The sequence below is a fragment of the Litoreibacter sp. GN1-5 genome (assembly GCF_055693805.1).
The window spans coordinates 2,218,002-2,237,325 of the sequence record NZ_JBVFUP010000001.1 but is presented as its reverse complement, the minus strand read 5'-3'; the positions used below and the strand labels follow the sequence as shown (position 1 = coordinate 2,237,325).

14 protein-coding genes and 1 pseudogene are annotated in these 19,324 nt (G+C 54.0%); 8 read left to right on the top strand and 7 right to left on the bottom strand.

The annotated features are described in order from the left end of the window. Positions 1-113: 113 nt before the first annotated feature. Positions 114-1,517 carry a 3-isopropylmalate dehydratase large subunit gene (gene leuC, locus ACZ1HF_RS11150; RefSeq protein ID WP_472657569.1) on the bottom strand — a complete coding sequence of 468 codons (1,404 nt, stop codon included), beginning with the start codon at positions 1,515-1,517 and terminating at the stop codon, positions 114-116. Between the two features lie 249 nt (positions 1,518-1,766). On the opposite strand from leuC, the pseudogene ACZ1HF_RS11145 reads away from it, so the two are divergent. Beyond that, a pseudogene (locus ACZ1HF_RS11145) lies at positions 1,767-3,154 on the top strand (mechanosensitive ion channel family protein). Positions 3,155-3,187: 33 nt separating this feature from the next. Here ACZ1HF_RS11145 and rsgA read toward each other — a convergent pair. Continuing rightward, entirely contained in the window at positions 3,188-4,243 is a 1,056-nt protein-coding gene (gene rsgA, locus ACZ1HF_RS11140; protein WP_472657568.1) for a ribosome small subunit-dependent GTPase A, read from the bottom strand. Positions 4,244-4,924: 681 nt separating this feature from the next. Here rsgA and ACZ1HF_RS11135 point away from each other — a divergent pair. Beyond that, a complete protein-coding gene (locus tag ACZ1HF_RS11135; protein ID WP_472657567.1) occupies positions 4,925-5,755 on the top strand; it encodes a LysR family transcriptional regulator in 831 nt (276 codons plus the stop codon). A 13-nt stretch (positions 5,756-5,768) separates the two neighbouring features. On the opposite strand, the gene ACZ1HF_RS11130 is transcribed toward ACZ1HF_RS11135, so the two are convergent. Further along, positions 5,769-6,929 carry a DegT/DnrJ/EryC1/StrS family aminotransferase gene (locus ACZ1HF_RS11130; protein WP_472657566.1) on the bottom strand — a complete coding sequence of 387 codons (1,161 nt, stop codon included), beginning with the start codon at positions 6,927-6,929 and terminating at the stop codon, positions 5,769-5,771. A 220-nt stretch (positions 6,930-7,149) separates the two neighbouring features. On the opposite strand from ACZ1HF_RS11130, the gene ACZ1HF_RS11125 reads away from it, so the two are divergent. From ACZ1HF_RS11125 to ACZ1HF_RS11100, 6 genes are all read left to right on the top strand, one after another. After that, positions 7,150-9,033 (top strand): polysaccharide biosynthesis protein, encoded by a 1,884-nt coding sequence (locus tag ACZ1HF_RS11125; protein WP_472657565.1) that lies wholly within the window; start codon positions 7,150-7,152, stop codon positions 9,031-9,033. Between the two features lies 1 nt (position 9,034). Next, positions 9,035-9,853, top strand: a complete 819-nt coding sequence (locus ACZ1HF_RS11120; RefSeq protein WP_472657564.1) for a trypsin-like serine peptidase — start codon at positions 9,035-9,037, stop codon at positions 9,851-9,853. A 129-nt stretch (positions 9,854-9,982) separates the two neighbouring features. Continuing rightward, complete coding sequence (locus ACZ1HF_RS11115) at positions 9,983-11,302, top strand: UDP-glucose dehydrogenase family protein (RefSeq protein ID WP_472657563.1); 1,320 nt, start codon at positions 9,983-9,985, stop codon at positions 11,300-11,302. Between the two features lie 67 nt (positions 11,303-11,369). Next, positions 11,370-12,788 carry a pyridoxal phosphate-dependent decarboxylase family protein gene (locus tag ACZ1HF_RS11110; RefSeq protein ID WP_472657562.1) on the top strand — a complete coding sequence of 473 codons (1,419 nt, stop codon included), beginning with the start codon at positions 11,370-11,372 and terminating at the stop codon, positions 12,786-12,788. Between the two features lie 87 nt (positions 12,789-12,875). Next, positions 12,876-13,529: a peroxiredoxin gene (locus ACZ1HF_RS11105; protein WP_472657561.1), complete on the top strand. Its 654-nt coding sequence runs from the start codon at positions 12,876-12,878 to the stop codon at positions 13,527-13,529. Between the two features lie 119 nt (positions 13,530-13,648). Beyond that, the gene (locus ACZ1HF_RS11100) at positions 13,649-14,158 is read left to right on the top strand and encodes a hypothetical protein (RefSeq protein ID WP_472657560.1); all 510 of its coding nucleotides are present in this window, start codon (positions 13,649-13,651) and stop codon (positions 14,156-14,158) included. Here ACZ1HF_RS11100 and ACZ1HF_RS11095 read toward each other — a convergent pair. The 4 genes from ACZ1HF_RS11095 to ACZ1HF_RS11080 all read right to left on the bottom strand — a co-directional run bounded on the left by ACZ1HF_RS11095 (position 14,155) and on the right by ACZ1HF_RS11080 (position 19,309). Next, positions 14,155-14,715: a L,D-transpeptidase gene (locus ACZ1HF_RS11095; protein ID WP_472657559.1), complete on the bottom strand. Its 561-nt coding sequence runs from the start codon at positions 14,713-14,715 to the stop codon at positions 14,155-14,157. The genes ACZ1HF_RS11100 and ACZ1HF_RS11095 overlap by 4 nt on opposite strands. 159 nt (positions 14,716-14,874) lie before the next feature. Next, positions 14,875-16,899 carry a PhoX family protein gene (locus tag ACZ1HF_RS11090; RefSeq protein ID WP_472657558.1) on the bottom strand — a complete coding sequence of 675 codons (2,025 nt, stop codon included), beginning with the start codon at positions 16,897-16,899 and terminating at the stop codon, positions 14,875-14,877. Positions 16,900-17,051: 152 nt separating this feature from the next. Beyond that, positions 17,052-18,467, bottom strand: a complete 1,416-nt coding sequence (gene ppsR, locus ACZ1HF_RS11085; protein WP_472657557.1) for a transcriptional regulator PpsR — start codon at positions 18,465-18,467, stop codon at positions 17,052-17,054. Between the two features lie 65 nt (positions 18,468-18,532). Next, the gene (locus tag ACZ1HF_RS11080; RefSeq protein ID WP_472657556.1) at positions 18,533-19,309 is read right to left on the bottom strand and encodes a hypothetical protein; all 777 of its coding nucleotides are present in this window, start codon (positions 19,307-19,309) and stop codon (positions 18,533-18,535) included. Positions 19,310-19,324 lie beyond the last annotated feature (15 nt).

Genomic DNA, 19,324 nt, shown 5'->3' with positions numbered 1-19,324 from the left:
ACTTTTGTCGGACCCCTGCGAGCGGTGATCCTTGCCAAATGGTTAAGGTAAATGCCGGGTTACCGTTCGGTGCGGTAAGATGTCCCGGCATTGATTTTCCTCGTTTCTTTTTCTCAGAGCATCTCACGCACATCGGTCAGCTTGCCAGTGATCGCGGCGGCGGCCGCCATGCCGGGGCTGACCAGATGGGTACGGCCTTTGTAGCCCTGACGTCCCTCAAAGTTGCGGTTAGAGGTTGAAACGCAGCGTTCCCCTTCGGACAACTGATCGGGGTTCATCGCGAGGCACATAGAACAGCCTGCAAGTCGCCACTCAAATCCGGCTTCTTTGAAGACGTCTGCCAAACCTTCTTCTTCGGCTTGTGCTCGCACAAGACCTGAACCGGGCACAACCATGGCGCGCAAGCCATCCTTGATCTTCTTGCCTTTCAGGATTGCTGCTGCGGCACGCAGATCTTCGATGCGGCCATTCGTGCAGGAACCGATAAACACTGTGTCGATCTTGATGTCAGACAAAGGTGTGCCTGGCTCCAACCCCATATAGTCGAGCGAGCGTTTCGCGGCCTCGACCTTGCCACCTTCGAAATCTTCGGGCGCAGGAACTTTCGCGGTGATCGGCAGCACGTCTTCTGGGCTGGTCCCCCATGTTACAACGGGCGCAATGTCTTCGCCTTTGATCGTTACGACCTTGTCGAAATGCGCGCCTTCATCGGTATAAAGCGTGCGCCAATAGGTCTCGGCAGCTTCCCAAGCGGCACCCTTGGGCGCATGGGGACGACCTTTGCAATATTCAAAGGTCTTCTCATCCGGCGCAATCAGCCCGGCGCGGGCACCGCCCTCAATAGCCATGTTGCAGACCGTCATACGGCCTTCCATGGACAAATCGCGAATGGCTTCGCCGCAATATTCAATGACGTAGCCGGTGCCGCCGGCAGTGCCGGTCTCGCCGATGACGGAAAGTGTGATGTCCTTTGCGGTCACACCGGGGCGCAGCTTGCCGGTGATCTCGACCTTCATGTTTTTGGACTTCTTCTGGATCAGCGTTTGCGTGGCAAGCACGTGTTCAACCTCGGAGGTGCCGATACCGTGGGCCAACGCCCCGAAAGCGCCATGGGTTGCTGTGTGACTGTCACCACAAACCACCGTCATGCCGGGCAGGGTCCAGCCTTGCTCGGGGCCAACGATATGCACAATGCCCTGACGAACATCTGAGACAGGATAATAATGGATGCCGAAATCCTTGGCGTTTTTATCAAGCGCCTCGACCTGAATGCGGCTGTCCTCATTCTCGATCCCATTGGCCCGGTCCAGCGTTGTTGGCACATTGTGGTCAGGCACAGCGATCGTCTTGTCAGGGGCATGGACATTACGACCGGTCATGCGCAGGCCTTCAAATGCTTGCGGGCTGGTCACTTCGTGAACAAGGTGGCGGTCGATATATAAAAGGCAGGTGCCATCCTCGGCTTCATGGGCGATATGGTCGTCCCAGATTTTATCATAGAGGGTCTTGGGGGACATGGGTGGTCCTCTCGCATATAAGTGGAATGGTTCAGGTGACGTCGAAGGCGCGCTTATAGGCGGGCAAGCACAGAGAATGTAGCCCCGTAGAACCGTTCGCGCAGGCGTGCGCGGTCATCTATATCGAAAACAAGCGTCATAAAACTCAGATACACGCGCAGGCTGAGTCTCGCAAGGCTTGTCGCGCGTCGCGGCTAAGTGCACAATGTCGCAAAACAACAGGTCCAAAACAATAGGATTGTCGCAGGGATGGAAGCAGCAGACAGGATTGCAGGTCCGGATGACGCGCGAGATGCGGTTGCTGCTGCTGCAGAAGCGACCAAGACACCTGATGTTTTTGCCTTAGGCCAGACCTTGCTGGAGTTTGGCACGGATATTGTGAACGGGCTGTTGCGTCCCTGGAACGCTTATCAGGCAATCATCTTCGTTGCGATCTTCGCAGTAGCCCATGTGTTGCGCACGCTTCTTGGCCCGCCAATCCGCCAATGGATGGGCACCCGTGAGGGTTGGCCGAAATGGCGGATGCGTATTCTGGTCGTGGTCCACCAGCGACTGAGGGCCATTTTCTTTGTGGCTCTGTTATGGATTGCCGTGCTGGTGATGCGCGAGGTGACGTGGCCCAGCCGTTCTTACTGGCTGACAATTGCGGCCAATCTTGCAACGGCCTACCTGATCGTCACATTCGCAACCCGGCTGATCCGATCAGAATCTTTTTGCGTAAGGTCGTGCGCTACGGGGCGTGGATATACGTCACGCTAAGTATCCTGAACCTGACGAAAGAGGCGGGTGAGCTTCTCGACAGTGCTGCGATAGAACTGGGTGAATTCCGCCTGTCGCTTTTGCTTATTATTCAGGCTGCTGCGCTATTGGGCGTATTGCTGGCCGTAGCGCGGTTTCTGACGAAAACGACGGCCTCACGCATTCAGGCGAATGAAGAGATTTCGCCATCGATGCAGGTGCTGATCGTCAAGGGCATGCAGATCGCGCTTTACGGGGCTGCGTTCTTTATCGGGGTGAAAACGATCGGTCTGGATCTGACCGGCCTTGCGGTTCTGTCAGGTGCCATTGGTGTTGGCCTTGGTTTTGGTCTGCAGAAGGTTGTGTCGAACCTTGTGTCAGGCGTGATTATTTTGCTGGACAAGTCGATCAAGCCTGGCGACGTGATTTCACTGGGCGAAACATTTGGCTGGATCAACTCACTGGGCGCGCGTTATGTGTCTGTGGTCACGCGGGATGGCCGCGAATATCTGATCCCGAACGAAGACCTGATCACCGGGCAGGTGGTGAACTGGTCGCATTCCAACGATTTCGTGCGCCTCGATATTTACTTTGGTACGGCCTATAGTGATGATCCCCATAAAGTCCGCAAGCTGGCGATTGAGGCTGCATCCGGTGTGGACCGAACGCTCAGCTTCAAGCCGCCCGTTTGTCATATCGTTGGTTTCGGTGACAGCTCGGTCGACTATATCCTGCGTTTCTGGATCAGGGACCCGACGGGCGGGCTGACGAATATCCGCGGCAATGTCTATCTGGCGCTGTGGGATACATTTCAGGAGAACGACATCTCGATCCCCTTCCCGCAACGTGAAGTCCGGATGTTGAAAGGGTCCGAGTTGCAGACCAAGGCGTTGGATTAGCGGGCGAAAACGCTTACACGAAGTGCATCCCCCTCAATTATTGCGCCGCTTATCCTTCAACACACCCTTGATCATCTTGCCAAAAGACCGATCACGGGCACGACGCTGCGATAGAGTTTCCGTGTTGCGGGCCTCTTCAGCGACCAGTTTCTGCCATCGCTTGAGCCTGTCTTCGTCCAACTGACCCGCATCAATTGCTGCACGAACAGCGCAATCAGGCTCACCTTCGTGGCGACAGTTCGTAAATCGACAGGCCTTTGCGATATCCGCAACATCGGCAAAAACCTCCTCCAGACCAGACTTAACATCTGTCAATTGTAATTCTCTCATACCCGGCGTGTCCAAGAGCCAGCCGCCTGTTGGCAGGCGATGAAATGCTCTGCCTGTCGTCGTATGCCGACCTTTGTCATCATCCGCGCGAATGCCTTGGGTCGTGATCTGTTCGACACCGGTTAGCGTATTGACCAATGTTGATTTTCCAACACCCGAAGACCCTACCAAAGCGACGCTTTGACCGGTCTTGCACCAAGGCTCAAGCACGGCCACGCTTTCGGGATCATGGGCGTTCACGGCTTCGACCAAGAGATCAGGCAACAGCTTGGTTGCAGGGCGCACGAAATCCTCTGTGTGATCTGACAGATCAGCTTTGGTAAGGACGATGATAGGTGTTACTTCTGCTTCACGCGCAAGTGCCAAATAACGCTCTAAACGGGCGATATTGAAATCCTGATTGCATGAGCTGACGATAAATAACGTATCGACATTTGCGGCAATGAGTTGCGTTTTTCGACCGCTTCCCGCAGCCCGGCGTTTAAACAGGCTTTTCCTATCGAGGAGACGCTGTGGTTGGAAGGTTTCCCTGTCAATCAAAAGCCAGTCGCCAGCAGTAGCAACCGTTTCCGGATCGTTTGCGTTCGCAATAAATGGCGATATCAACCTTTCATGGCCAAAGCCTGCTACTATCAGGCCATTGCGATGAACGGCCATGACCCGGACAGGGGCGGTGGTGGATAATTCATCCAGATCAAGCTGTGCGTTGAAGAAAGTAGTCCAGCCGAGATCGGCGAGTTCTGAGAATAAGTGCGTCATTGGTCTCTTACCAGCGTAGACGCCAAGTCATTATGACAGGCGCATAGAAATATGTCGCGAAGCACATGTTCGTGCTGCGTGATGCGAACGCTTTCAGCGTTTGGCCGGTAGAGATTAGGTATATAGGCGCCAACGACGTCGGCGTTTGATCAATACACTCTTGCGTGCATCACGATCAGATTTCCCGGTCTCCAACGACCAGTTGGGACGTCACTACAATCATAAACAACCCTTTCGTTTTTTATCGTGCCTCACAGTAACATGGAGTCGGGGCTTGCTCAATTCAAGTTCGATGCAAACTGGCTAGAGCGGCAGACTGCCTATTGGGGTTAGTTTTAGGTTTGTTATATCTGTTGGAACCACTTTTGCGGATCAACTGAGCTATAGCGCTGAAAGCAGATGAAAGTCCTTCAGCGATCCTGTAGATTGATCTGCTGCCAACTCCACCATGGGCGCGCATGAATTCGTCCTCATCGTTCAGTTCTTTCCTCTGTTTGGCATTCGGAAATGGTCGAAAGATATGCATGTTGGGATGAGATTTCTGCATATTGGTCCTTTCTTGAAATTTCTCAGCCAGCTGTATGGCTACTGGTTTGGTTTTCTGGTGCTGGCTCTTTACAGGGTTATGTTTTACTGGTGGTTTGACTGCATATAAATGAAACGATTTGAACGGTTCATTTCATGAATGAAAAGAATTTGGATTGGAGCGATCTTCATCTTTTCTTGGCTGTGGCCCGAGAAGGGGGATTGTCCCCGGCTGCAAGAACAACAGGGCGTAGTGCTGCAACCATCGGACGACGTATGCTTGCGCTTGAGCGATCAATCGGGCGTGAGTTATTCATTCGTCATGATCGCGGCTACGAAATGACCGCTGATGCACGTGAACTTCTAAATGATCTGACGGAGGTAGAAGCGCGCATTAATAGGCTGACCATATCTCGCGATCAGCAGGAAAGGCCGCTCGTCAAAGTTTCCGCTGGCACGTGGACAACTTTGTACCTGCTTGAGAGAATTGATGACATTATGGGTACGCCTGCCGACATCCGATTGCGTTTTGTCTCTGCCGAACAGGTTCTGGATATCCCTCGGCGTGAGGTTGTAATCGGTTTTCGGAACAGTCGCCCGACTGAGGATAGCTTGGCTGGCAGGAAAATGTCGCGTGTCGAGTTTGCGCCATATACCACTGTGTCTGCCCCGGAACGATGGATCAAAGTCGTGGCTGATACGCCATCTGCGCGCTGGCTTGATAAGATGATCGGCAAGGACGCTATTTGTGAAGTTAATGCCCCGCGCAACAGTCTGGACCTTGCGTTAGCGGGCAAAGGCATTGCGTTGCTGCCGACATTCATCGGTGACGCGCAGGCCGGTCTGCATCGATCAGGTGTCACCATCCCGGAGCTTGCCCATGATCAATGGATCGTCACTCATCAGGATGATCGTTATCTTCCTGAAGTCCGGCGCACGATTGATCGCTTGTATCGTGCTTTGGAAAGGCGGTCGCAGAAAACGTAATGATCAAAACCGTTCAGACAGCGTTGCGGATGGCTTGGGTGGTCTTGGCGATCTCGGCTTTGGTCAAGGTGGGGTGGACCAGAAACATCAGGCTGGTGTCACCCAATTCTTTCGCCACCGGCAGCAGGCCGGGCTCTTTCGCGCCAAATGCCTTCTCACGATAGATTTCCGAGCAGGAGCCCGAGTAGCATGGGACCCCTTGTTCATTGATCTTCGCCATGATCCTGTCTCGGGTCTTGGCGGTGCCATCGGCCACGAAGACATAGAGCTTATAGAACGCGTGTGTGATATCCTCGGGAATGTCTGGCACGCGAAACAGAGTATTGCTGCGGGCGGCGTCCAGCAATTGCATGGCATTGTCGTGACGTGCCTTGGTCCAATCGCCCATGCGTTTGAGCTGAATACGCCCAATGGCAGATTGCATTTCCGTTAGGCGCCAGTTGGTGCCGATACTTTCGTGCAGCCAGCGAAATCCGGGTGGGTGGTCCTTTTGATAGACAGCATCCCAGCTTTTGCCGTGATCCTTGAAAGACCACATACGGCTCCAGAGATCGGGCGCGCTGCATGTCACCATCCCCCCTTCGCCGCCAGTGGTCATGATCTTGTCCTGACAAAAGGACCAGGCCGCCACGTCCCCCAATCCACCGACAGGTCGCCCGCGTAGCAAGGCCCCATGGGCCTGTGCGCAGTCTTCGATCAGAGCAATGCCAAGAGGTGCAGTGAGCGTGCGCAATGCGTCCATATCACAGGGCCAGCCGGCCAGATGTACGCAGATCACAGCGCGGGTTTTGTTGGTAAGGTGCGGTGCAATCGTCTTAGGTGTCAGAACCTGACTGTCCCGGTCTACATCGGCAAAAACGGGTTTCGCCCCTGCGTTGGCTACGGCTGAAGCAGACGCAATGAAGCTGCGGGGGGTGACGATCACCTCGTCATCGGCTGTGCCCTCATAGGCTGACCCGATACGTAGCCCCTGTAGGGCGAGGTCGAGCGCCAATGTGCCATTGGCAACAGCAATTGCAAATTGCGTTCCGGCGAAATCAGCGAATTCCGCTTCGAACTGACGCCCCTCCTGCCCGGTCCAGTAGTTGACCTTGTTTGACAGAAGTATGTCATGAACGGCGGTTGCCTCTTCCTGAGTGAAAGAAGGCCAGGGTGAAAAGGGAGTATTCAGCATGATCAGTTCAAGACACTTGTTAAATCCATACCAGAGCCTTCTATCACAGTTTCAGGCAATGCGTCATTAAGGTTGAGCGCCAGGATTTTATACAACACAGTCACATCACAAAATTTCGTGAGGTCTCATTTTCAGCGCTCTTTTATGATAAGATATCAACAGATTGGCGTTTTAAGTAGGTTTTGCTTCAAGCTTTTGTTGTGTGTTGAAAGGGTTGCGTATGTACAGTTTGCTGGTCGGTTTACCACGGTCCGTCAAACGCATTGTGGTATTGATCTGTGATACGGCCCTTGTGCCCCTGACATTATACTGCGCATTTGCTCTGCGATTTGGGCAGCCTTACCCGCTTTTACATATTCAGCAGTCTTTCTGGCTGTTTCCACTTCTGACGCTTGTAGCGGTTCCTATCTTTCTGCTTGCAAATCTGCACCGCATTAAATTGATCGCGTTCGGAATACATGATCTGCGTCGCAGTGTATTGGCGACGTTGGCTTTAATGGGGACCGCGATTTTCTGCAGCTATATGCTAAAACTGGACGGGCCGCGATCTATTCCTCTTATCTTCGGGCCGCTGTTCTTGCTAAGCCATGTAGGGATACGCATGGGCGGGCTTGCCATTCTGTCACGTCTGTCACAACGCGACGGGATACATATCCCGGTTGCGGTCTATGGTGCGGGATCGGCGGGGGTGCAGCTTGTTGCATCCTTGCGGCGTGACCGTGAACTGCGCCCGGTTATGTTTGTGGATGATAACCCGACATTGCAGGGAATGACCGTGTCCGGCTTGCGGGTCCATTCCCGCAAAGTTCTTGAGGAAATGGTGCAAAAAGGCCGGATCAGTCAGGTCTTGCTGGCCTTGCCGTCTGTTTCTGAATCCGTGCGTCGCAGCCGTCTGGAGAGCCTTGCGGATATTGGATGCGAAATTCGCGCGCTTCCCTCGTTGAATGAAATGATTGATGGGCGCGGCTTAGCGGAAAGCTTACAGAATATCACGCCGGATATGCTGCTGGGCCGGGACAAGGTTGATCTGGATATCCCGCAAGTGGCCGATGCGTATGCCGGGCGATCTATATTGGTTACTGGCGCGGGTGGGTCCATCGGGTCGGAACTTTGCCGACAAATCCTGAGCTGTAAGCCGACCCGGCTGGTTCTGTATGAGCAAAATGAATTTGCCCTCTATCAAATTGACCGCGAATTACGTGCTATCGCCGAGGCGCGGAATATAGACCTTGTTACCCGTTTAGGCTCGGTCACGGATCGCAGTTTGCTAGACGCGGTTCTTGCAGAGGCGGAAACGAATATCATTCTGCACGCCGCTGCCTACAAGCATGTTCCTTTAGTAGAAGAGAATGAGATCGAGGGTATTCGGAATAATGTCTTTGGAACAAAGGCTGTAGCCGAAGCGGCCCGTGATGCAGAGGTGGAGCGGTTCATTCTGGTTTCAACCGACAAAGCCGTGCGCCCGACTAATATCATGGGTGCGACCAAACGGCTGGCAGAATTAGTGGTGCAAGACATTCAGACCCGCGCGCCTGAGACGAAATTTGCCATGGTGCGCTTTGGCAATGTGCTTGGATCCTCGGGCTCGGTCATTCCGTTATTTCAGGAACAGATTGCCGCAGGCGGACCTGTGACCCTGACCCATGACGATATAACCAGGTATTTTATGACAATCCCCGAAGCTGCGCGCCTTGTGTTGCTGGCCGGGGCTTATGCAGCAGGCGGTGAGGTATTTGTATTGGATATGGGCGAGCCGGTGCTGATCCGTGATTTAGCTGTGCGGATGGTCCAGATGTCCGGGTTGTATGTGCTTGATAAAAACAATCCCGAAGGCGATATCGAGATCAAGACAGTCGGTCTGCGCCCCGGTGAGAAACTTTATGAAGAGCTATTGATCGGCGATGACATGCAGCCAACGCCCCATAAGAAAATTCTCTGTGCGCAAGAAAGCAGTCTGTCCGAGATCGAAATGGCTCAGGTATTACAACAGTTGCAAAATGGCCTGAAATCCCGTGATGTAGCGAGTCTGCGTAAAGTGATTGAGGCACATGTGGATGGGTATCATGTGGAAGCTGCTCAGGTTGCTGGTAGCAAGGGCCATTAAGATGAAATCAGTGTTGAATGTCTTGACCTGCCTTCTGATGTTGTTGGGTGCTCCGAGCTGGGCGCAGGATGGGCCGCACACGCCGCTTGAGACGGATGACGCAGTGCGTGCGTGGCAAGCGGTTGGCCGGTTGGATATGGAAAGCGGCGGGTTTTGCACGGCTGCGCTGATCGGTCCCCGGCTGGTTTTGACGGCGGCACATTGTGTCTATGACCGGCGAACCGGCAAGCTGCGCAAGGCGGGCGATATGACATTCAAGGCTGGATACAGGAATGGCAATGCGGCGGCCATACGCAGGGGGCGTCGGCTGGCAGTTCACGATGACTATAAATATCGAGGGCGCAACTCGCTTGCCCGTATTGCGACAGATGTGGCCTTGATCGAGCTGGAAGAGCCGATCAATGATCCTGACATCAAACCTTTTGAACGGCATTACAAACCGCGCGAACGGGACCGGGTAATTGTCGTATCCTATGCCCGCGGGCGGGCAAGCGTGCCGTCGCTTGAGGATGGTTGCCAGATGGTACAGACCCGCGCAGACGTGTTGTTCTATACATGCGATACGGATTTCGGATCCTCTGGTGCACCAGTGTTCGTTATGACAACTGCGGGGCCAAAAATTTCGTCCATCATGTCTTCTGGCGGTGTTTGGAACGGTCATGAAAGGTCTCTGGGGCCAGCTCTGGACGCTTTGCTGAACCGTTTGGCGGCAAGCAATCCGGAATCCCGGTTTCTGTCCGTCGATCCCAAGGCACCAGCCAGCATAGGGGAGCAGTTAGGTCGCAGCTCTGGCGGGTCTCTCCCTCAGATCAAACGGTGAGACAGGGCATTTGCTGCGCAGGCGTCAAACCCTTGGTCACGTTTTAACTTGGTATTCACCAAACTATTTTCATAAACAGGGCTGGTAGAGATCCACCAACCCTATGAGAGACTTGGAAAGGGCCGTCATATGAAAATCGCGATGATTGGCGCGGGCTATGTAGGACTGGTCTCTGGCGTGTGTTTCTCGGATTTCGGTCATGATGTCATTTGCGTTGATAAAGACCCGGCCAAGATAGACCAGCTGCAGGATGGTGTGATCCCGATCTATGAGCCGGGGCTGAGCGACCTAATGGCCAAGAACGTGGCGGCCGGGCGGCTGACATTCACAACTGATCTTGGCGCGGCTGTTGACGGGGCGGATGCTGTTTTCATTGCAGTCGGCACCCCCACTCGGCGTGGCGATGGTCATGCTGATCTAAGCTATGTCTATGCCGCTGCCGAAGATATCGCCAAGGCTGTGACTGGCTATACGGTGGTTGTCACCAAATCTACGGTGCCCCTTGGAACGAACCGGCAAGTTAAGCAGGTCATCCGAAAGGCCGCGCCAGAGCTTGAGTTTGACGTGTCGTCCAACCCGGAATTCCTGCGTGAAGGGGCTGCGATTGACGATTTCATGAAGCCGGACCGGGTTGTGGTTGGCGTGCAATCAGACCGGGCTGCGCAGGTAATGCAGGATATTTATCGCCCGCTCTATCTACGGGATTTTCCGATTCTTCTGACTGATTTGGAAAGCGCCGAGATGATCAAATATGCGGCCAACGCGTTTCTGGCGACCAAGGTCACATTCATAAACGAGATTGCAGCTCTGTGTGAACGAACCGGCGCGGATATCAAACAAGTGTCGAAAGGCATGGGGCTGGACGGTCGGATCGGCAACAAGTTTTTGCACGCAGGGCCAGGCTATGGCGGGTCTTGCTTTCCGAAAGATACAAGCGCTCTGGCGCGTATCGGGCAGGAACATGCTGTGCCGATGCAAATTACCGAGACGGTGATCCGGGTAAATGAAAACATCAAAACGCGGATGATCGAGAAACTGCGCGATCTGTGTGAGGGCAGTTTCAATGGCAAGATCGTCGCAGTGCTTGGGGTGACGTTTAAGCCGAATACCGATGACATGCGTGAAGCGCCGTCGTTGACCATTGTGCCTGCGCTGGTTGGTGGTGGGGCAAAGGTTCGTGTTGTTGACCCGCAAGGTATGCGGGAAGGCAAGGACTTGCTGCCCGGCGTCAGCTGGCTGGAGGATCCCTATAAGGCTGCGCAGAATGCGGATGTTTTGGTGATCCTGACGGAATGGAACGAGTATCGGGCTCTGGATCTCAAGAAACTGGCTCGCAAGATGGCGCATCCGCGATTGGCTGATCTGCGCAATATCTATTCCGCCAAGGACGCTAAACGTGCTGGGTTTACTGGCTATGTCTCGGTCGGGCGGCAGGATTATCTGGGGTGATGCGGTTGACCTTGGCTGGCTGACCCGGCTTAGTCGCCCGGACAGATAGACAAGGGGGCATATCTTCATGGCTGAGGAAGGTCACAGACTAGACCCGGAAGATTGGGACGCGTTTGGTAGTCAGATGCACGCGCTTCTCGATCAATGCTTGTCTCGAATGCAACACGCACGAGATTTACCTTGGCAGCCCAAACCTGAGGATATGGGTGCGCGTATGGCACTTGATGATGTGGCGTCGGCACAGGATGCGGGGCAGGTCTTTGACCGACTGACGGGCGAAATCATGCCTTACGCGACAGGCAACACGCATCCACGCTTCTTTGGCTGGGTCCACGGCACGGGGCTGCCCGTTGCTGTTGGGGCTGAAATGGTCGCAGCGACCATGAACAGCAATTGTGGTGGGCGCGATCATGGCGCTGCCGAGGTCGAGCGTGCCGTGATCAACTGGCTATGCCAGCTTAGCGGTCTGCCCGAGACAGCTTTCGGCATTCTGACGACGGGCACGTCACAGGCCACGATACTTGCACTTTCTGCCGCACGGATGCGGCTGTTTGGACAGGATATTCGCAAGAAAGGCCTTAAGGTTATTCCGGATATGGCGGTCTATATTGTCGAAGGGGGACATTCGTGTATCTCGAAGGCGCTGGAGGTTTTGGGCCATGGCGCGCAGGCTTTGCGGACTATTCCCGTTGCCGCTGATGGGCGTATGGATTTGACGGCCTTGCAGGTCGCCGTGACACGGGACCGCGCGGCAGATATTGTGCCTCTGGCTGTGGTGGGCACAGCCGGGTCCGTCAATCTGGGCGTGTTTGATCCGCTTGATCAGATCGGCGCTTTTTGTCAGGCAGAAGATATCTGGTTTCATGTGGATGCGGCCTTTGGATTCTGGACTTTACTTGCCGATGCGCCCTGGTGTGATTTGCCAAAAGGTATCGGGCAGGCCAATTCTATCGCCTGTGATTTCCATAAATGGATGTCTGTGCCCTATGATTGCGGGGCCTGTCTTATCTCGGATCGGGACTTGCATCGTCAGACATTTGCAGAACGTCCCTCTTATCTTGCGTCCCAATCCGATGGATTGGCCGGCGGTGATCTATGGTTTTGCGACTACGGGCTAGAGCTGTCGCGCGGATTTCGGGCGCTGAAAGTCTGGACGACTGTGCAAGCCTGCGGCACGGATGCGTTGGGGGCCTCGGTCACGGATAATTGCAGGCAAGCGGCTTTGATGGGGCAGTTGGTCGAGGCATCCGACGTTTTGACCCTTGCGCGCCCCGTTGTGTCAAACCTGTGCTGTTTTTGGCCAGACCGTGGTGATCCGGGTCAGATTGCCGCAAAGCTTCAATTGCAAGGCATGGCAGTATTTTCGACCACTCTGGTTGATGGACGATCCTGCCTGCGGGCGGCTATTGTAAATCACCGCACCACGCAGGCCGACATCAAGCTGGCAGTAGAGGCGGCTGAGAGCGAAGTTCGCGCCTTGGGCTAATCTTTGCAGAAAGCCGCTGGAATGCGTGGTCCCTCTGCGCTGAGCAGGTTAGAATTGGCATGAGCGACTCGTATGAAAGGATACCCTATGGGACTGCGCATCAATGACACTATTCCTGACCTGACCGTTACAACGGATCAGGGGACGTTCGGTTTGCATGAATGGATCGGCGATAACTGGGCGATCCTGTTTTCCCACCCGAAAGACTTCACGCCGGTCTGCACCACAGAGTTCGGTGCCGTGGCGCAATTGGCGGATGAATGGGCCAAGCGTGGCACCAAAGTGATCGGTGTCTCGGTTGACGGTGTCGAAGACCATAAGAAGTGGAAGGGCGATATCGAGAAAGTTGCCGGCACAACGGCTGGCTTTCCGATTATCGCGGATGAGGGCCTTGAGGTCTCGAAAGCCTTCGACATGCTGCCTGCCGAGGCCTACTTGCCCGATGGGCGCACACCAAATGACAGCGCCACTGTACGGTCGGTGTTTATTATTGGGCCGGACAAGCAGTTGAAATTGTCGATGACATACCCGATGACCGTTGGGCGCAATTTTGCAGAAGTGCTACGGGCTTTGGATGGGTTGCAAACATCAGTTGGGCAGGGCGTTGCAACGCCTGCAAACTGGAATGTGGGCGATGACGTAATCATACCGGCCACACTCAGCGATGCAGACGCAAAAGCCAAGTTTGGTGAGTTCGAAACCGTGTTGCCTTACCTGCGTAAGACCAAGCTACCCGCTTAACCTTTGTGGCGCTGCGATGTCGATCGCGGCGTCATCAGCAAACCTTTTCCCTTATACTGCCCGATTATTGCCCATCTCCGGTTCCACCTTCGACTGCACGTTCAGACGGGGAGGTGTCCATGCAATTTCTGGTTCTGCTGATATTCGGGCTTGTTGCTGGTACTATCTGGTATCAAAGCAGTCCATCGACGACGACACGTCCCGTTGCAAGAGACGCCAGACAGCAAAGCGTATGGAAGAACACCTACAAACAGCGCCCGGGGGTTCATCCGGTTGATTGTCTGGAAGATCAGGTTCTTGCGGTCTCGGCGCTGATCGCGTCGACGCTGAAGCAGGATTATGAGTGGAGCGATACTGCCTCCAATGCAATCTACTCACAGATTCGAAAGCATTTCGATGTCAGTCTGAAAGACGCTGAAGAGATCGTTATGTTCGGCCATTGGCTGTCCGGACAAGGCAATCCGGACGAGACATTGCGCAAACTTGCCACACGTGTTGGCCAATTGGGCGGACCGGAACTGCTGCACACAAGCGCGGATGCGATCCGGTCGCTATGTGGACGTCAGGGTACAGTGTCGGACGACGCCAAGGCAGTCCTGAGCCGTATTCGCCGGATGGCGATGGCTTAATGCAAAACCGCCTTCGCGCCGATCTGTACCTGATTGTAGAGATGCCCGATGTGCGAATTGGTCAGACGCACACAGCCGTTTGAAACGGCAGAGGCAATGGTCCAAGGTTTCGGCGTACCGTGGATGCGCAGGAATGTATCGCCACGTTCAGGCGTGAACAGGTAAAGCGCGCGGGCGCCCAAAGGGTTGCCGGGGCCACCGGGCATACCATCTTCGAAGCGTTTATATTGGCCTGGTTCGCGCTCGATCATGTCTTGTGTCGGGGTCCAGCTTGGCCACTCTTTCTTGGCACCGATACTGAACGTGCCGCTTTCATACAGATTGCCCCGACCGATGCCGACTGTATATTGAATGGCCTTGCCTTCTTCGAGGGTCCAGTAGAGCGCGAACCGCGCCGGATCAACATGGATTTCGCCTGCCGGATAATCGCCAGCAAGTTTGATGATCTTGGGCTTGTATTCCTCGGGCAGAACCCAGCCTTCTCTGGCAAGTGAAGATGTTGCGCCGATAAATGGTGCGCAAAGTGCAGTTGTTAAAATATGGCGTCGTTTAAGCATTCAAAGTTTCCCCCTTCGTGAGCGTAAGGACTGAACCATAGGAGTTGATAAATAACCAGACATCTCGCCTCTTGCAGTACATTCCTTTTAAAAGAGTGTTGCAAAATGGAAAGCCCCGGCACGTGTGCCAGGGCTTCTCGTTATTATTGACGTCTTAGCCTACACGGCGATTTTGCCACCGCCCTGTTTTGTGACAACAACCACCGATGGGCGTGGGGGCATGTTATCGGCGAAGTCAGGCCACCGAGTGGCTGGGTCTTCGAAAGTGGAATCCCTTTCAAACCCTTTCAGGTCTTTGGTGCCGTCTGTGCCAGGGTGCTGAACTGCCAAAAACAGCGTTTCCGAATTGTCGGCAAAATATGGGCCGCATAGCTCTCCGCCCGTAGGGCAACGGAAGAACAGCTTGGAGTGGCCGCGCAGGTCACCTTCGGTTTCCACAGCGTACAGACCATCGGATTTACCGGTTTTCCCCCAGCTGCTGCCCTGATCGGTCGAAACCCAAAGCCGCCCATCCGTATCGATGGCGCAGTTATCAGGCGAGCCGAACCAACCGTTCTCGCTGGTTTCCGGGTTCCACTGTGCGCCGACCTCAGCAACACCAGGATCGCCGCATTTCACAAGGATGTCCCATGTCCCTTTGGTCGCAGCATGGTCACCGCCGTCTTCTTTGATCTCGATGATGTGACCGAACGAGGATTCAGGCCGTGGGTTTGCAGCATTCAGCTGATCGGATGTCCGCTTCGTATTGTTGGTCAGCATGACATAGGTCGTGCCATCCCCGCGCGGTTGCACATCTTCGGGCCGGTCCATCGGAGTTGCGCCCAGAAGATCCGCTGCAAGGCGAGTATCGATCATGACATCGGCCTGGCTGTTGAAACCGTTCTCTGCGGTTAACGGGCCTTCGCCATGAACCAATGGCATCCAGTCGAGAGAGCCGTCATCATTGAACTTGGCAACGTAGAGCGTCCCCTCGGACATCAGCTGCATATTGGCGGCCTTGTCGTCCCCAATCGTGCCAGCCGAGACGAATTTATAGGTGTAGTCGAAGCGGTTGTCGTCACCTGAATAAACTACGAGGCGATTATCGGCACTGATGGTTGTCTCGCATCCTTCGTGGCGGAAACGACCAAGGGCTGTGTGCTTGACGGGTGCTGCGTCTGGATCGGTCGGGTCAACTTCGACAATCCAGCCATAACGGTTCGCGCCATTTGGCTCTTTGTCCAGGTTCCATGCATCATAAAACTTACCCCAGGCGTACCAGTTGCCGGGTACGCCATAGCGTTTGTTCGATGCATAATGCGGCGCCTCGATATCACCCACCGGATCGCCATCTTCGTTTAGTATGTCAGTCCAGAAATAGCCGTGGAAGTTTTCTTCGGCCATCAGGTAAGTGCCCCAAGGTGTCATCCCGCCTGCGCAATTATTGATGGTGCCCATGACCGCCATGCCATCGGGATCAGCGCTGGTTTTAAGCCGGTCATGACCAGCGGCAGGGCCGTCAAAGGTCATCTCCGTGTTCAGAGGCGTCACCCGGCGATTGTATTGGCCATCCCGAACAACGGACCATTTGCCGTTATCGCCTTTGGCAATCTCAACGATTGTACCACCATGAGCCGCCATTTCGATGTCGACAATCTCTTTTGTCATGCCGGTGAAGTCAGCCTTGTCCTGACGGCCCAAGCCGGGGAACATAACCTCTTCATTGGTGTATTCGTGATTGACACAAAGCAGGCCGCGACCGGGCTCCAGCTCGGCAAAGCCAACATAGTCGTTGTTATAGCCGAACTGCTTGAGTTGTGCTTCAGCGGTCTGGTTCTGTGGATCGAACTCTGGCGCATCGGCTGTAATCGGATCGCCCCAGCGCAGAAGGACATCGGCATCGTATCCATCCGCAATATGGTGGGTTTCATCATTGCCCCAAGTCAGCTCTTCGAATTTGTAACGGCTCTCTGCCGTGCTTGCAGCGGCTTGATGCGGCGCAATCATTGCTGATGTTCCGAAAAGAGCGGTTGCAGCAGAAACGCCTAATGCGCCCCGCAGAATATCGCGTCTGCCGTAGCGGCGGTTGATTACGTCACCAATTGTATTGCCTAGATTCGGGTTGGTCGGAATGTCGTCGAAAGCTTCGAAAGCTTCGGCTTTATTCCCATGCTCTGGGTCGTTTACGATGTCCTTGCGGTGCATTTGGCAGCGTCCTTTTCTGGTCTAACAAAACTGGAAAGAAGCGGGGCCGGAATAGGTCCACACTGAGCATAAAATGATGCATCGATCCAAACAGATCATAACAGATTTACTTCAGTTTTGTAATAAAGGTAGGTTTTCGGGCCTGCGCAGCCTTAGCCTTTTTTGTCGAGAATGCCGTATTTCCGCAGTTTGACATAAAGGCTCTGCCGACTCAGCCCCAGCATTTCAGCAGCGGCAACGCGATTGTTTCCGGTCAGCTCCACCGCTGTTTCGATACACATCTTTTCGATGACATCGGTAGAAGCCGCGACGATGTCTTTCAGAGGGGATGCCCCAACCAGATCCACGACGTTCTTCACATCACCGGTGTCACTCTGCGCAGGTGTATCACGCAGCATATCAGATCGTGAGGTGTCGCGGATAACGAAAGCGAACCCACTTTTCGGCCGGTCATTCAACTGCGTCACCGAGATTTCAACTTGGGTTTCCTGCCCATGTCGCCCGGTCAATTTGGTGGCGTACATCCGCATCTTTCCGTTGCGGGCAGTATTTTCCAAAAGGACTTTCAGATCTACATTGCCGCGCGCCATGAAATCCGCAAGAGAACACCCTTTGACGTCCGTTAAAAGCGCGGCATCACACAGGTTTAGAAACGCGTCATTGGTGGTCTGAATATGTCCGCTCTCGTCAGTGAAGATCATTGCATCCGCACCATTACGGAACAGGATGCGTAGGCTGTCGGAAAACTCGGCAGCAACACTATTACCCGCTTCCCCTGTTTCCAGACGACATAGCAGCGTTCGGTCGCCCGCAGCCCGGAACAGGGTGGGGTAGAGCGCCACATCCTTCTGGCCGCGTTTGGTTTTCAATGTGACTGCCGCCATCCCGTCGCGGACAGCCGTATCCATCAATTGATCAAGAAACATCGCTTTGCGATTTGTATCGAACTCATTCGCCAGCAATGTGCCGGGCAGCGTGTCTGCATCGGTCCCTAAAATTGCAGCCGCTGCAGAGTTCACGTCGGCAACACGCCCAGTTTTGGCGTCAATCATGATGAGCGCATCCTGCGTTGATTCCATGACAACGCGATACCGCGTTTCATAGTCGCGCCTATTCTCATAATCTTTTTCAAGCGCCAGTTGCGCTTTGACAAGGCGTTGCTGGAGCTCTGCGATGGGGCGCATATCGCGGCCCAGCATCAACATCGTGTTTTCGGTCCCTGTCGGGTGAAAACTGTAGCGGAGCGGGTATTCCCAGTTTACATTATCGAAATGGTTGATCTCGATCTCATTACTGGTCACGAGGATGCCATTGCGATAATTTGCAAGCAGTTTTTCGAACCGTGTTACACTGTCCTCAGCAAGGAAATCTTTGAGGTCACGGTTAATCCAATGGTCAAGTTTGCCCATGGTCTGGTTAAGCGGGTTTACGACAATGGTTTCCACCCGGCCATCCATCGTGACGACAATGGCAAGATCAGCAGCAGTCGCGACGATTTCATTGAAATGCTCAGGCGCAATCTGCGGGTGCCGCGGACTTGCCCAGAAACTATGATCATTCGAATTCATACTTTATACCTGCTCAACCTTACAACACAGTGTACAGTATACTATACACTAGTAAAGATGACACGTTAATGCGTCAAAATAGCGGCATCAATCCCGCATTCCTTTAGAGCTTTGGACGGGTCAGACGTTACAATGTCGGCACCTGTTATATGCGCAACATCCATTTCCAGATGTGTCACCGCCCCGCCAATGGCAATTTGCACAACACGTGGGACATGGTTTCTGATCTCGGTTATCAAATCTGCTGCGGCGCCCAATGTTCTACTGCTTGAGATTGATATGCAGATCATTTCATAATTCTTGTTGCGTATGAGGTTAACGATTTCATTATCTGGCAAGCCAAGCGCAAGGCGCACATAACAGCCGAGATTCTGAAACTTTTCAGAGGCGATAAAGCCACCGAGCAGATGATCCTCTGCCATCGGTATCGCCATCAGTATTTCTGACCGTTCACGCGTCGCGTCAAAGTCAGCCCGTCGGGCCGCCAGACCGCGAACGGTTTCCTGAATGCGGGCAACGCCGATTGTAACAGTCGCAAAGCTGATCTTGTTATCTTCCCACAACGCGCCGATATGGCAAGCCATGTCGGCTGCATAGGTTGTGATAAAGTCATCGGCGGTTATGCCGTTCGCAAAAAGTTCTGCTATTGCGATGCGCCGGGTGTCCGGATCATCGTCCATGAATGCTTTGCTGAGATATACAATTTTGTCATTATAGTTCTGGCTGGTTGTCTGCGAACACTGAGCCATCACAAGTTCCAGCGCCTTGGTGGCAAGGCCGGTCACATCGTCAGAGCTGCAAGTGCTGGTAGCGCGAATAACCGTGTTGTTGTCTTTCGCCATTTCTCCCCCTCGCCA

Excerpts from the sequence above, each read along its gene's own strand:
- ACZ1HF_RS11125 (WP_472657565.1), top strand. The coding sequence starts at position 7,150 with ATGTACAGTTTGCTGGTCGGTTTACCACGGTCCGTCAAACGCATTGTG.
- ACZ1HF_RS11130 (WP_472657566.1), bottom strand. The coding sequence starts at position 6,929 with ATGCTGAATACTCCCTTTTCACCCTGGCCTTCTTTCACTCAGGAAGAG.
- ACZ1HF_RS11090 (WP_472657558.1), bottom strand. The coding sequence starts at position 16,899 with ATGCACCGCAAGGACATCGTAAACGACCCAGAGCATGGGAATAAAGCC.
- ACZ1HF_RS11100 (WP_472657560.1), top strand. The coding sequence starts at position 13,649 with ATGCAATTTCTGGTTCTGCTGATATTCGGGCTTGTTGCTGGTACTATC.
- ACZ1HF_RS11105 (WP_472657561.1), top strand. The coding sequence starts at position 12,876 with ATGGGACTGCGCATCAATGACACTATTCCTGACCTGACCGTTACAACG.
- ACZ1HF_RS11080 (WP_472657556.1), bottom strand. The coding sequence starts at position 19,309 with ATGGCGAAAGACAACAACACGGTTATTCGCGCTACCAGCACTTGCAGC.
- ACZ1HF_RS11095 (WP_472657559.1), bottom strand. The coding sequence starts at position 14,715 with ATGCTTAAACGACGCCATATTTTAACAACTGCACTTTGCGCACCATTT.
- ACZ1HF_RS11135 (WP_472657567.1), top strand. The coding sequence starts at position 4,925 with ATGAATGAAAAGAATTTGGATTGGAGCGATCTTCATCTTTTCTTGGCT.
- leuC (WP_472657569.1), bottom strand. The coding sequence starts at position 1,517 with ATGTCCCCCAAGACCCTCTATGATAAAATCTGGGACGACCATATCGCC.
- ACZ1HF_RS11110 (WP_472657562.1), top strand. The coding sequence starts at position 11,370 with ATGGCTGAGGAAGGTCACAGACTAGACCCGGAAGATTGGGACGCGTTT.
- ACZ1HF_RS11115 (WP_472657563.1), top strand. The coding sequence starts at position 9,983 with ATGAAAATCGCGATGATTGGCGCGGGCTATGTAGGACTGGTCTCTGGC.
- ACZ1HF_RS11120 (WP_472657564.1), top strand. The coding sequence starts at position 9,035 with ATGAAATCAGTGTTGAATGTCTTGACCTGCCTTCTGATGTTGTTGGGT.
- ppsR (WP_472657557.1), bottom strand. The coding sequence starts at position 18,467 with ATGAATTCGAATGATCATAGTTTCTGGGCAAGTCCGCGGCACCCGCAG.
- rsgA (WP_472657568.1), bottom strand. The coding sequence starts at position 4,243 with ATGACGCACTTATTCTCAGAACTCGCCGATCTCGGCTGGACTACTTTC.